The sequence below is a fragment of the Bradyrhizobium sp. TM102 genome (assembly GCF_009176685.1).
In the GTDB taxonomy this organism is placed as follows: Bacteria; Pseudomonadota; Alphaproteobacteria; order Rhizobiales; family Xanthobacteraceae; genus Bradyrhizobium; species Bradyrhizobium ottawaense.
On record NZ_AP021855.1, the window covers coordinates 6,893,117 to 6,906,056 of the forward strand.

Here is a 12,940-nt window from a genome sequence, read left to right on the forward strand (position 1 = left end):
GTCAGCCCCCGACGACGGGGCGGCGCACCGGCTTACCCGGCCGCGCCGCCAGATCCAGCACGCCGTCGCTGATCAGCACCTGGCCGCTGACCACGAGATGCCGCACGCCTTCGGAGGGACGGTTCATCGCCGTGAAGGTCGCACGGTCCGAGAGCTTCTCGTAGTCGAACACGACGATGTCGGCGTCCGCGTCCTTCGTCAGCCGGCCCTTGGCGCGCATCGCCGGCGTGCTCTGCGACAGGATTTCCGCCGGGATCAGCGCGCATTTGCGCACGCCTTCGAGCAGCGACACGGTCTTGCGCTCGCGCACCCATTCGCGGATGAATTTCGTGAAGCAGCCGGCCGAGCGCGGATGCGAGGTGGCATCGTCAGGCAGCGGCCAGGCATCACCGGTGTAGGTCTTGCCGTCCGACGTCGTCCACGGCATCGCGTCGGACGCGATCGCGCCGCCGGGATACAGCACCGACATGTCGAGCAGGTCGCGGTGATGCGCATTGTTATCGATGTCGAGGATGTGCCAGAGCACCAGCGAGGACGGCTCTTCGGCCTGCGCCTTCAAGAGCTCCTCGCGGTCATGGAAGCGATAGCCGTCGGTCACGCGCTGCACGGAATCGTAGCCGGTGCCGTTGCGTTCGACGAATTCGGGGTCGCTGAAGAAGGCGGCGGCCAGCACGGTCGAACCGGTGCCGTAAGGATAGGCTTCGACCGTGATGGGCAGGCCCTGCGCCTGCGCCTTCGCGATCAGCACGCGGCAACGCTCGACGTCGGTCTTGCTCGACGAATTGAAATGGCAGATGTGCATGTGCGCGCCGGTGGCGCCGGCATAGCCGATCAGGCGAATATAGGCTTCCACCGCGCTCTCGGGGTCGATGCGCGACATGAAGGCGACGTGGGTGAAGGTCGGCACGTCCTTGGCGGCGGCGAGCTGGCAGACCGCGGTCAGCTCCTGCACGCCGGCGCCCGGCGCGTAGGCATTGAGGATGCCGACGCCGATGCCGCCTTCATCGAGACCGCGCGAAAGACGCTCGAGAATGCCGGCGACTTCCGCATCACTCGCCACGTTGTCCATCCAGCGGCGGTCGCGCATGGCGTTGCCGAACGCCTCCAGCGAGCTCTCCGCATTGGAGCCGGTCATCGCGCCGATACGCGCAAACGCCCAGTTGGTAGCGGCGCCGTAGTTCAGCACGCGGCCTTTTCTCGCCTGGCGCTCATACCAGGACCCGACCGGCAGCACGCCGGCCTCGAGATCGAGCGTCGTCGTCACCCCGTCGAACGCCTGCATGCGGTCCGCCGGAATGGATTGGCCATGGGCGTGCAGGTCGATGAAGCCGGGGGCGACCACGAGCCCGGTCGCGTCGATCACCCGCTCGGCGCTGCCGAGGCCCGTGCCGACCGCGGCGACCTTGCCGTCCACCACCGCCACGTCGCCGACGGCGTCCATCCCAGTCGCGGGATCCACCACCCGGCCGCCAGAGATCACCAAGCCGCTCATATCGTCACTCCCTCCACCTCGAAAACGCATCAAGGCAGATTCCGGAAGCGACGACCACCTCCACTGAAGCCGACGCAGCATGCTCGCACGGAAGGTCATCTGGCAGGCAACCCGCGGACGCGCGCACGCGTCCTCGCGGCATGTTTTGCCCGAGTGATGCTGCTCTCCTCACCCTCTCGAAAGAAAGGGCGCAGGGAAGGCCGGGCGCCGGCTGGCACCCGTAAAGCCCCCGTGCTGAACAGATTGCACACGCAATGCACAGGGGAGACACAGGGCAGCCGATACCAGGCCTTCCCTGCGCGATGGTCTGACGGCCAATATGCCGCGCTCTCCCGGGAGCCGAACTTTCCTTCTGGCCTCCCTCGCCCCGCGAATTGGATGATGCAGTCTGCCCGGTTGGGCTCGCTCGCATCTCCGCGAAAGGCTTGACCGTAGCAACGACGGCCAGGACCACACGGTTTTGCCGTACGCAGGAGCGCCGTTCGTCTTCGCGGGTCACGCGCGCTCACGAGGTTCTCTCGCCCTGCACGCGCAAGCTCCGCCTTTAACGCCGCCCGCGTCCACCGCAACTCCCCGCCCGCGTTCGAAACGACGTACGACCGCCCCTTTGGTGGGCTGGGATGGCCGACACATACGACAAATCCGAATTTCGTTAAAGGGGAATATTTTTGCGGGGAGGGGTTGACAGAACTCTGGCCTGTTTCGCTTGACGGGGCGGGCCTACGCGGCGAACGCCACGGAGTAAGCCTTGCGCGATTGTGCACGCTCCACGCGATCGGCATCATCGGCTGATGCGGCCGCTGTTCGAAGGCCATGACTTTGAACCGGCCGCGAAGCGGCTCCGCCGTCTTCTCGCCTGCATTGTCATTCAGTGAGCTAGGCGGGGCGGCGTGAGGTGGGCAAAGTTCCCAAAGGTTCCCAGTGATCGTCCGACGTCCTCTGCAACGCGACTCCCAGCATTCCGTTTCGCGCCGCGCTTTCCTCGGCGGACTCATGTCGGCAGGGAGTGCCCTCGCGCTCGGCGGATGCGCCGGCCTGGGTGCGACCGGCGCGCGCTTCGACGCCTCGTCCCTCTCCGTCGATCCGACAGTGCTTGTCACCACCACGCGCAAACCCATCAACGGCGCCCGTGTCAAACCCTGGTTTGGGCCGGAACGCGCGACGGCCATGACGGTCGCGCGGGCCAAGCTGGCGGCGCCGGACGAGAGTCGTCTTTCCCTCGCCTCCGTTGGACTTGGCGATTGGCGCCTTGATCGGGTCGAACCGGTGCCGGCCGACGCTGGCGATCTCGCTGCGCAGGCCGGGACAGGAGACGTGCTGATCTATGTGCACGGCTTCAAGCAGACATTCGAGACGGCGGTGCTGGACGGCGCCCATCTCTCCGACGGGATCAAGTTCCGCGGCCGGACCATGGTGTTCTCCTGGCCCTCCAAGGCCGGCCTGTTCGACTATGCCTATGACCGCGACAGCGCGATGTGGTCTCGCGACGATTTCGAACGCGTACTCTCTGCGCTCGTGTCGGCGCCAAGCGCCGGCCGCGTGCACATCGTCGCCCACAGCATGGGAACCATGCTGACGCTCGAAAGCCTGCGTCAGCTCCATGCGCGATACGGCGACACCGTTACGAGCAAGATCGGCGCGGTCGTGTTTGCCGCGCCTGATATCGACATGGACGTGTTCTCGTCGGCGATCCAGCGCATCGGCCCGCTGGCCGGCAAGATCACCGTGATCGCCGCGACGAACGACCGCGCACTCGCGCTGTCGGGCCAGATCGCAGGTGGAATGACCAGGGTCGGCGCCGCCGAAAAGGCCGTCATCGCCCGGCTCGGCGTGCGCGTGGTCGATGCCTCCCAGGAGGGCTGGGGCATCATCAACCACGATCTGTTCCTGTCGAATACGGAAGTGCAGAAGGTGATCCGCCGCTCGATCGACGGCACGACGGCGTGACGGAGTGGCTGCCCCGAGCCATGCGCAAACCCCTGCGCACGCTCGCTGCGGCCCGAAGGACGGCCGGCTTTGAGTGCCAGTCTCGACCGATGGCGCTCCGCGCAGAATAAAACCGCGAACGCTGAATTGCAGCTTGCGGATGGAAGACCTATGTTGGGTCTCTAGTCAGGCAGCCGCCCATCGTATGGCGAGAGTCTGCAGGTCGACCTCACGGTGGATGGTTTGCATTCCGCATCGGAGGTGATGCCATGGCCGTTGCTCCCACGCTCCAGAAATACCTCGCCGCTGAGAACATCCAGTACGAGGTGATCCCGCACGAACTCAGCATGACGTCGGCTCGAACGGCCGAGGCATGCCATATCTCGGGCGATCGCCTCGCCAAGGGCATCGTGTTGCGGCGCGACGGCGGATACGTGCTGGCCATCTTGCCCGCATCGCATCACCTCCGCCTGTCGGACCTGAGGACAAGCCTCGGCGACAATGTCCACATGGCCAATGAAACCGAGGTCAATCGGCTGTTCAGCGACTGTGCACACGGTGCGGTTCCCGCCGTCGGCAAATGCTACGGATTGGAAATGATCGTCGACGACAGCATCGAGGCACAGCCAGACATCTATATGGAAGCCGGCGATCATGAGACGCTGCTCCATATGGGTCACGCGCAGTTTGCGCGCCTGACGGCCAACGCACCGCACGGGCGCTTCAGCGCGCATGACTGAGGATTAGACCGCCCATTGCCGTTGCGATCTTGGGCGGGAACTCTGGCCGCGAGGTCGCCGCCATACTGTTCCGCAGGATGGCGGCGAGAGTGTCTGCGCTTGTCTGGTCGGAGTTCGGAAGATTGGGGGTGCCGTTGCATTGCATCAACGCACTTGAAACCCACGAACGGAGGCTCGCCATGAAAGTCAAAGACGTGATGCACAAGGGTGTCGACTGGGTCAGCCCCAACACCCCAATCACCGAGCTTGCCAAACTGATGCGGGCGCATGACATCGGCTGCATTCCGATTGGCGAGGATGACAAGCTGGTCGGAATGGTGACCGACCGTGATATCGTCTGCAAAGGGCTCGCGAGCCACAGCTTCGATGCCGGCCGCGCGACGGCGCGCGACGTGATGACCGAGGGCATCCATTGCTGCCGCGAGGACGATGACCTCGCCAAGGCGATGCATCACATGGAGAAGCTGCAGGTCCGCAGGCTGCCGGTGATCAACAAGAGCAAGCGGATGGTCGGCATCATCAGCCTGGGCGACGTCGGCCATTCCACGTCCGGTGATATGCTCACCGAGACCGTCAGGAGCATTTCGGCGCATCACTGAACTTGCGGCCAGGACTTATGGCCAGGACTTGCGGCCAAGGGTTGCGGCCAAGACTCTTCTCGCGATCGCCACTCAAACAGGCGTTGAGGGGAGCCCGAGCCGTGCGCTCGTCATGCAACCATCGCGCGGCACGGAAGCGACGGCGCGATGTGGCTTACTTTGCGCCGGAGTGAATGTGAGGGCGGGTCCACTCGATCGCTTCATCAGCATCAGCGTCGACGCTGCGGCGCGCAACCTATGACCAAGCGAGATCGCGCGGCGGACAGGGCCGCCGTCGGATGGGGGCGCAGCAAAAAGTCGAGGAATATCGCGGATTTGGCGCTCCCTAGGGGAATCGAACCCCTGTTTCAGCCTTGAGAGGGCCGCGTCCTAACCGCTAGACGAAGGGAGCGTGAGGGCTAGCCAATAGCCTCGAAATTTGTCCGCCGCAAGGACCCCGAGGAGCCTTTTACGGCTCATTGGCGAATTTCAGTCGTCCGGCCGGCTTGAGCGTGTGGGCGTCGAAGGCGCGGATCTCTATCACGCCCCCCACATCCAGGGTGACCACGAGGCGGTCGCCGGCGAGGCCGGTCGAGACGATTTTGGCGCCCTTCGGCAGGATGGCGGTGACGTCACTGGGCGCCTCGGCCGCCCTTCCCTCGGACTTGAAAAGGCGGTAGCCCACCGCGATCAGCACGGCGCAGATCGCCAGCGCCGTGGTCAACCCCGCGATCAGCATCATCCGCCGCACCCGCGCGAACAGCGCGGCCTGCTCGGGGCTCGGTTCGGGAACAGCGGTATCAGTCGTCGTCATGGAAAATTCTGGCTCTGCGCAAAGGTTGGAGGTTGTCGTCGCCGGCAACGAGGGCTCGACCCGGCTCGACCGCGTGCTGGCGGCCCACCTCACCGACCTGTCGCGATCGAGGCTGAAAGCCCTGATCCTGGCGGGCGCGGTGAGCCTGAAGGCCTCCGCGGTCCGCGACCCCGCTTATCACGTCACATCCGGGGATACGATCATAATCGACGTGCCGGAAGCGGCCCCACCGGAGCCGAAGGGGGAGGATATCGCCCTCGATATCGTGTTCGAGGACGACGATATCATCGTCATCAACAAGCCGAAGGGCCTGGTCGTGCACCCCGCGGCCGGCCACGAGACCGGCACGCTGGTGAACGCGCTGATCGCCCATTGCGGCTCTTCGCTGTCGGGCATCGGCGGGGTGCGCCGGCCCGGCATCGTGCACCGGCTCGACAAGGACACGACGGGGCTGATGGTGGTCGCCAAGAACGACCTCGCCCACGCCTCGCTGACCGCGCAATTCGCCGACCACGGCCGCACCGGTGCAATGCGCCGCGGCTACATGGCCTTTGCCTGGGGCGTCCCTGGCCGCCATCGCGGCACCGTCGACGCGCCGATCGACCGCCATCCGCATGCGCGCGAGAAGATGGCGGTGCGCCAGGGCGGCCGCGAGGCGGTGACGCATTGGGAGATCCTGGAGAGTTTTAACGGGCGCGACGGCAAGCCGATCGCGACGCTGCTGGCCTGCGAGCTCGAGACCGGGCGCACCCACCAGATCCGCGTCCACCTCGCCCATATCGGTCATCCCCTGATGGGCGATGCGGTCTATGGCCCGCATTTCAAGACCAAGGCGAACCAGCTCGGTCCCGAGTCGCAGGTCGCGCTGACCGCGCTTGGGCGGCAGGCCCTGCATGCCTATTTGCTGGTATTGGAGCACCCGAGGACTGGAGAATTACTCCACTGGGAGGCGGCTTTGCCGGAGGATTTGCTTCTCCTCCAGGGCTCCCTGAAAGCGGCGGTATGACGCAGGCCCTTTAAGAAAAGCGTTACATTACAAAAAGTTATAGCTGCCACACGGGGTCGTGACGTCAGCAATCCTTCCCTTTTTGGCCCCCCATGGGGTATATTGCGCGTGCGTTGGAAATGACCAACGGAACATCGCAGCTACGGCCGGCTTTAACACAGCGGTCGTCTGCCTGGCCCGCCGCTATCGGGGGCCTGAACCTTTGGAGGGCTTCAGTATGGCCCGTACCGCTGCTTTGCCGGTCCTCAATGGAGAATCCGGCCTTTCCCGTTACCTCGCCGAGATCCGCAAGTTCCCGATGCTGGAACCCCAGCAGGAATACATGCTCGCCAAGCGTTGGCGCGAGCATGACGATCGCGACGCGGCGCACCAACTCGTCACCAGCCATCTCCGGCTCGTGGCCAAGATCGCCATGGGCTATCGCGGCTACGGCCTGCCGATCTCCGAGGTCGTCTCGGAAGGCAATGTCGGCCTGATGCAGGCGGTGAAACGTTTCGAACCCGAGAAGGGGTTCCGTCTCGCCACCTACGCCATGTGGTGGATCAAGGCGTCGATTCAAGAGTACATTCTGCGTTCCTGGTCGCTCGTGAAGATGGGCACCACCGCGAACCAGAAGAAGCTGTTCTTCAACCTGCGCAAGGCGAAGAGCAAGATCAACGCGCTGGACGAGGGCGATCTGCGCCCCGACCAGGTGAAGATCATTGCCAAGCGCCTCGGCGTCACGGACCAGGACGTGATCGACATGAACCGCCGCCTCGGTGGCGACGCGTCGCTCAACGCGCCGATCCGCGACGACGGCGAAGCCGGCGAATGGCAGGACTGGCTGGTCGACAATACGCCCAACCAGGAAGCCATGCTGGCCGAGCACGAGGAGTACGACGAACGCCGTGACGCGCTGAACGGCGCCATGGGCGTGCTCAACCCGCGCGAACGTCGCATCTTCGAGGCTCGCCGCCTCGCCGATGAGCCGATGACGCTGGAAGACCTCGCTGCCGAGTTCGGCGTGTCGCGCGAGCGCGTCCGCCAGATCGAGGTCCGCGCCTTCGAGAAGGTGCAGTCCGCGGTCAAGGGCACGATCGCAAGGGCCGAACAGGCCGCGCTGGAAGCCGCGCACTAAGCGGGGCTTCGCCGCGGCGAGAAATTGGCGGATCGAAAAGAGAAAAAGCCGGCGGCAACGCCGGCTTTTTTGCGTGTGATGTCCAGCATGTTCGCGGAGGCGCGGGGCCAGTCATCTTGAACCGGCCTCGCCGGTCATCCGACCCAGAATGATCGGACCGACAGCATCGATTGGACGAACACCATGTCGATCATCCTGCAATCCACCGTCGGCGGCTTCTCAGCCCAGTTCATGCGCAAGCTGCCGCTGGTCGAGCAGGCGATGCGCGAGCGCGGGCTGGAGCCGTCCGAGTTCGTGATATCGAAGGATTATGCGGGCACAGCGACCATCCCGCTCATGGGTCCGTTCTTCTTCAGTTACAGCGTGTTCTTCGGCGAGGAGAATTTCACCGTCACCGAGCCGAACGACATGGTGTTTTTGGATTACTTCTTCAAACGCGTGCTGGCGGCAGATGGACCGCCCGAATTGCCGGAGCGGCCGGGATTGATGCGACGGTTCTTCGGCTGGATGGCGCAGGCGGTGTGACGCCTCCGTCACTCCCCCCACATCCTCGCCAGGGTCGCGAGCCAGCAGCCTTCGCAATAGCGCGCGTCCTTGTAGTCGATCCAGTTGTGGGCATAGACGCGTTCGAGCGGGATGTCGTAGCGCGAGCGCAGCACCTTCACGAGGATCTGCCACGCAGCGACCTGCGCCTCGGTGGGGCCGGCCGCGACATCAGGATAATTGCCGGCGAACTCGACGCCGATCGAATTGTCGCGCACGACCTGGCGATAGGTCGCGCGGTTGTCGATGAACTTGTTGTCGTTGCGGTTGGCGCCGTCGCCATGGGTCGGCACCAGGTTTTCCGCGACCGCCCAATACACCGTGCCGTCGGTCTCGACCCACACGGTGACGCCGCGCCGCGTCGGGGTCTTCGCTTGCGCTTGCGCGCCGCCGCGCGCCGAGCCCGCCGGCCCTTCGGTCTGGTGCACGATGATGTTGCGCCAGGGTCTTGCGCTCCGGACGTCACCCCATGGCGCCAGCCAGACTATCTTCAGGCCGGGAATGTCGGGCGTGCCGGAGGCGCGGGCGAGCTTTGCGAGCTCAGCATCCACGGCAGCGGCGGGGGCGGTCAGAAAGAAAACGGCCAGGGCGGCCGCGAGCAGGCGAGCGATCATCATGCAGGTCCAACAGAGACCAAACCTAGCATGGCCTCAGGCGAAATGGCGCGCGGCCTCGCCCCGGCCGATCGGCTCAGGCGAGAGCGGCGGCGACGGATCGTAGACGGCAAAATCGTTCTTGCCGTTCTTCTTGGCGGCATAGAGGGCGTGGTCGGCATTGGCCATCAGGCGATCCGGGAATTCGCCGACGCCGCGATCCCACTGCGCGACGCCGATCGAGATCGCGATCGGGATCTCGCTGCCGGTGCAGGCCTCGGCATCCTGACGGCAGACCTCGAGCACGCGGCGGGCGATCGCGGCGGCCTCGCGCAAGGACGAGGACGGCAGCACGACGCAGAACTCGTCGCCGCCGGTGCGGGCCAGCATGTCGCCGGGCCGGAGCCGCGTCTGCGCCATCAGTGTGAAGTGCTGCAGGCAGGCATCGCCGGCGGCATGGCCGTGGGTGTCGTTGATGGTCTTGAAGCCGTCGAGATCGATCACCAGCAGCGAGAACGGCGCGCCGCTACGCTCCGAGCGGGCGCATTCCTCGGTCAGGCGCTGCAGCAGATGCCGCCGGTTGGCGACGCCGGTGAGATCGTCGAGCAGCGCGAGATCGGCGACCTCGCCGCGCAGCCGGTCCATCGCCATCAGCAGGAAGCCGAAATTGAGCGTCATCGACAGGAACAGCAGCCCCAGCACCATGACGGCATGGGTCTGGCCGCCGGCCTTCGCCGACAGATCGTGTCCGAGCAGATTGCCGATCGTGCGGGCAATGAGGATCGCGATGATGGTGAGGATGACGATGCCGGACAGCCGCGCGCCCGGGCTGACGCGCCCTTCCGGCGGCGACAGCAGCAGACGCAGCGCCAGCACCAGCGGCAGGGCCTGACCGAGCGTGTAGCTGAGCATGCGCAGTTGCATGTGCTCGAAGCCGACCATGAAGACCACGACGCCGGCAAGGCTCGGGCCTCCCGTAGCCGTCATGAGGCGCCAAGAGACCGGCCGGCCATAGAAGCGCTCTATGCCCATCGCGGCGAGGCAGCTCGCGGCGATGACGCCGGCTGCGCCGAGCAGAAGCGGGAGGGGAGAGGCGACGAACAGGCGGACCAGGGCCGTCATCGCCCCGATCGCGCCGACGAAGGACGATGCCATCCAGAACCGCGCGGCGGCGAATTTCGGATAGGAGCGCGTCACGTAGGCCCAGATCACGCCGAGCGCCAGGAAGTTGACGACGAAGACGGTCCAGAGCGTCGGTACGTTCAGCATGACGCGTGCGGCATGCGCAGCGTCGCGCCCCCCGTCCCTGGCAGCCGTCCGTCCATGACCCATCCCCGTTTTCTTGCGGAGAAGAATGCGGCGCTCGCGCTTAATGGAGTCTCACCGCGATCCGGCAAAACGCGCCTTTGGTTTTGGATTCATGAACGGCGCCGCTTGCGTTGTCGGATCGTTAGGGATGTCGGCGGCGACGCTGCTTCGACGCCGCGATGCGGATTCGCGCACCAAAATCACCCGAAAATGCATCTGAGCTGTGGATAACGCGATGACACGGATGTGACAGCGCGGGGCAGAGACCCGCGAATCTGCTGAGTTTGTCGTCGAGGATGTTGCGAGGCTGGCCCTCCGCCGAGCATCCCTCGTGTCGCGTTCCACCATTAACCCTTAAGAGGATCCTATGGCTAAGAAAGCGAAGAAGGCGACGAAGAAGAAGGCCAAGAAGGCCAAGAAGGCGAAGAAGAAGTAACGAGGCTTCTGTTTCTTTGCCCGGGTGGAGCCTCGCTCCGCCCGGGCTTCGGGTAGAGAGTTTGAAGGCGGCGGGCGCGAGGCCCGCTTTTTTATTGGCTGAGTGTTGGAGACGCGGACGCTCCCGCACCTTCGAGAGGGAAAGAAGTTACCTCTCCGCGAAGGCCAGCTTGGCGCCGAGTGCGGCGAAACCGGCGGCGAAGCTGCGGCGCAGCCAGGCCATGATGCGCGGGCGGGAGATGACGTGCTCGCGCACCGAGGCGGCGCAGAGGCCGTAGACCACGAACACCGCAAGGGTCATCGCCATGAAGGCGCCGCTCAACTCCAGCATGCGCGCCAGCACATGGGCTTCGTCCGCGGTGATGAACTGCGGCAGGAAGGCGAGGAAGAAGATCGACAGCTTCGGATTGAGGATGTTGATGAGAAAGCCGGTGACGATCACACGGCCGACCGAACGCTCGCGGATCTCGCCCTCGACCGCCAGCGCACCTTGTTCGCGCAGCGCCTGCCAGGACATGTAGAGCAGATAAAGCACCCCGCCCCATTTCAGCGCGGCAAAGGCGAGCGCGCTGGTGTGGAGCACGGCGGCGAGCCCGAGCATCGCCGCCATCATGTGCGGCACGATCCCGAGCGTGCAGCCGAAGGCGGCGGCGAGGCTGGCGCGCGAGCCGCGCGTCAGCGCCGCAGCCAGCGTGTAGAGCACGCCGGTGCCGGGGGAAGCGACGACGATGAGCGAGGTGAGCAGGAAGGACCAGGACATGGGCCGACGCTATCACCCGGCATCACGGCGGGAAAGTCAGACCTTGGGCCTTCAGGTTCTCATTCCGTCACCCCCGCGCAACGGCGGAGCCGTTGTCGCTGGAGGTGCTCGCCTCTTCGGCCAGCCTCGAAGGGCGACGGCCCGGCTGCATCTCGGCCGTGCATCCTTCGAGGCTCCCGGTGGGGCGCCGAGCGCCCCATCACTCGCGCCTCAGGATGACGGATTTGATAGTGAAACCTTCGCTCAAGCCAGTTGCGCGAGCTCGGCTTCGCGCAGCACGTCGAGTGGCGCCCAGGGTTTGGCCCAGAACTTTGCGCCGTCGGGCAAGGGCTGCCTCAACGGACGGCCGGAGGTGACGACGACGTCGAGCTTGGGATTGCGGTCCTTGGCGACGTGCGCGAGTTCGACGCCGGTCATGCGCCCCGCGAGCTGGACGTCGGTCATCATCAGGCAGAGCGCGCCGGCGCTCTTGTCGAGGACGCGCTCGGCGGCTTCGGCGCTTTCGCACTGGATGACCTGGTAGCCGCTCTCCTCCAGCAGCAGGCTGAGCATCTCCCGCTGCATGACGTCGTCCTCGACGATCAGCGCAGTCGCGCGAAATGGTTGTGCTTGTCCCATCGGCGTCTCCCAATGCTTGCTCGCGTAACGTAAGTTAAGGAGCCAACTCGGCTGCGGTTCGGTTCCATTCTGAAAAAGTGTAAAGCATAGTTCCCGCATCAGGGGCTTGACGGGGAACATCATGACAGCGATTCGCGGCGCCGCCGCCATCACGGGAGCCGCCAGCGGCATCGGCCGGGCGCTGGCGATCGAGCTTGCGCAGCGCGGCTGCGATCTCGCGCTGGCCGACCGTGACGAGGCCGGGCTGAAGACGCTCGCGGCCGAGATCGGTGCGGGACGCAAAGTCAGCGTGCACCGCATCGACGTCGGCGAACCCGACGACATCGCGCAGTTCGCAAACGAGGCGATCTCCGCGCATCCCGCGCTCGGCATCGTCGTCAACAATGCCGGCGTCGCGCTGATGGGCTCGTTCGAGGAGATCGACCAGGCGCAGATGGACTGGCTGTTCGACATCAATTTCTGGGGCGTGGTGCGCGGCACGCGCGCCTTCCTGCCGCATCTGAAGACGAGGCCCGAGGCGCATATCGTCAACCTCTCCTCGATCTTCGGCATCATCGCGCCGCCGGGGCAATCGGCCTATGCGGCGGCGAAGTTCGCGGTGCGCGGCTTCTCCGAGAGCGTGCGGCATGAGCTCGCGGTGGCGGGCAGCCCGGTCAGGCTGTCGGTCGTGCATCCCGGCGGCGTCGCCACCGCCATCGCGCGCAACTCCCGCACCGGGGTCGGCGTCACCGACAATTCCCGCCGCGCGCAATCAATCGAGCGGTTCGAGACCGCGGCAAGGACCACGCCGAAAGACGCCGCGCTGCGCATCATCAGGGGTGTCGAGAAGAACGAACCCCGCATCCTGATCGGCAACGACGCCCGCTTCATGGACCTTTTGCAGCGCTTCCGCCCGGCAACGTATTGGGCGCCGCTGCAGCGGCGGCTGGAGAAAATGGCGAAGGGGACGTGAATTCGTAGGATGGGTAGAGCGCAGCGAAACCCATCATGTTTCCGCAAAGAGAGTACGC

General features: G+C 65.3%; 13 protein-coding genes and 1 tRNA gene. 7 read left to right on the plus strand and 7 right to left on the minus strand.

What is annotated here, in order from left to right; genetic code table 11:
- Window position 1: 1 nt before the first annotated feature.
- Window positions 2–1,492 carry an amidohydrolase family protein gene (locus GDN70_RS32520; protein WP_152103541.1) on the minus strand — a complete coding sequence of 497 codons (1,491 nt, stop codon included), beginning with the start codon at window positions 1,490–1,492 and terminating at the stop codon, window positions 2–4.
- A 993-nt stretch (window positions 1,493–2,485) separates the two neighbouring features.
- Between GDN70_RS32520 and GDN70_RS32525 the strand changes: the two genes are divergently transcribed.
- The 3 genes from GDN70_RS32525 (at window position 2,486) to GDN70_RS32535 (ending at window position 4,757) form a co-directional block, all read left to right on the plus strand.
- A complete protein-coding gene (locus GDN70_RS32525) occupies window positions 2,486–3,439 on the plus strand; it encodes an alpha/beta hydrolase (protein ID WP_173015919.1) in 954 nt (317 codons plus the stop codon).
- 248 nt (window positions 3,440–3,687) lie between these two features.
- Window positions 3,688–4,158, plus strand: a complete 471-nt coding sequence (locus GDN70_RS32530; protein WP_038971078.1) for an aminoacyl-tRNA deacylase — start codon at window positions 3,688–3,690, stop codon at window positions 4,156–4,158.
- 179 nt (window positions 4,159–4,337) lie between these two features.
- Entirely contained in the window at window positions 4,338–4,757 is a 420-nt protein-coding gene (locus GDN70_RS32535) for a CBS domain-containing protein (RefSeq protein ID WP_038948176.1), read from the plus strand.
- Window positions 4,758–5,073: 316 nt separating this feature from the next.
- On the opposite strand, the gene GDN70_RS32540 is transcribed toward GDN70_RS32535, so the two are convergent.
- Together GDN70_RS32540 and GDN70_RS32545 are read right to left on the minus strand one after the other, a co-directional pair.
- A tRNA-Glu gene (locus GDN70_RS32540) sits at window positions 5,074–5,148 on the minus strand.
- A 57-nt stretch (window positions 5,149–5,205) separates the two neighbouring features.
- Window positions 5,206–5,550: a hypothetical protein gene (locus tag GDN70_RS32545; protein WP_038948175.1), complete on the minus strand. Its 345-nt coding sequence runs from the start codon at window positions 5,548–5,550 to the stop codon at window positions 5,206–5,208.
- On the opposite strand from GDN70_RS32545, the gene GDN70_RS32550 reads away from it, so the two are divergent.
- The 3 genes from GDN70_RS32550 to GDN70_RS32560 all read left to right on the plus strand — a co-directional run bounded on the left by GDN70_RS32550 (window position 5,549) and on the right by GDN70_RS32560 (window position 8,198).
- A complete protein-coding gene (locus GDN70_RS32550; RefSeq protein WP_038948174.1) occupies window positions 5,549–6,556 on the plus strand; it encodes an RluA family pseudouridine synthase in 1,008 nt (335 codons plus the stop codon). The genes GDN70_RS32545 and GDN70_RS32550 overlap by 2 nt on opposite strands.
- Before the next feature lie 217 nt (window positions 6,557–6,773).
- Window positions 6,774–7,673 carry an RNA polymerase sigma factor RpoH gene (gene rpoH, locus GDN70_RS32555; RefSeq protein WP_018318222.1) on the plus strand — a complete coding sequence of 300 codons (900 nt, stop codon included), beginning with the start codon at window positions 6,774–6,776 and terminating at the stop codon, window positions 7,671–7,673.
- A gap of 183 nt (window positions 7,674–7,856) precedes the next feature.
- On the plus strand, window positions 7,857–8,198 hold the full coding sequence (locus GDN70_RS32560; RefSeq protein ID WP_038948171.1) for a hypothetical protein: 342 nt from the start codon (window positions 7,857–7,859) through the stop codon (window positions 8,196–8,198).
- An 8-nt stretch (window positions 8,199–8,206) separates the two neighbouring features.
- On the opposite strand, the gene GDN70_RS32565 is transcribed toward GDN70_RS32560, so the two are convergent.
- The 4 genes from GDN70_RS32565 to GDN70_RS32580 form a co-directional block, all read right to left on the minus strand.
- The gene (locus GDN70_RS32565) at window positions 8,207–8,833 is read right to left on the minus strand and encodes an N-acetylmuramoyl-L-alanine amidase (RefSeq protein WP_038948170.1); all 627 of its coding nucleotides are present in this window, start codon (window positions 8,831–8,833) and stop codon (window positions 8,207–8,209) included.
- Window positions 8,834–8,866: 33 nt separating this feature from the next.
- Window positions 8,867–10,078: a GGDEF domain-containing protein gene (locus tag GDN70_RS32570; RefSeq protein ID WP_173015972.1), complete on the minus strand. Its 1,212-nt coding sequence runs from the start codon at window positions 10,076–10,078 to the stop codon at window positions 8,867–8,869.
- Between the two features lie 622 nt (window positions 10,079–10,700).
- Window positions 10,701–11,312: a LysE family translocator gene (locus GDN70_RS32575; protein ID WP_038971080.1), complete on the minus strand. Its 612-nt coding sequence runs from the start codon at window positions 11,310–11,312 to the stop codon at window positions 10,701–10,703.
- A 243-nt stretch (window positions 11,313–11,555) separates the two neighbouring features.
- Window positions 11,556–11,930: a response regulator gene (locus GDN70_RS32580; protein WP_028140464.1), complete on the minus strand. Its 375-nt coding sequence runs from the start codon at window positions 11,928–11,930 to the stop codon at window positions 11,556–11,558.
- Window positions 11,931–12,051: 121 nt separating this feature from the next.
- Between GDN70_RS32580 and GDN70_RS32585 the strand changes: the two genes are divergently transcribed.
- Window positions 12,052–12,882, plus strand: a complete 831-nt coding sequence (locus tag GDN70_RS32585) for an SDR family oxidoreductase (RefSeq protein ID WP_038971081.1) — start codon at window positions 12,052–12,054, stop codon at window positions 12,880–12,882.
- The last annotated feature ends 58 nt before the right edge of the window (window positions 12,883–12,940 follow it).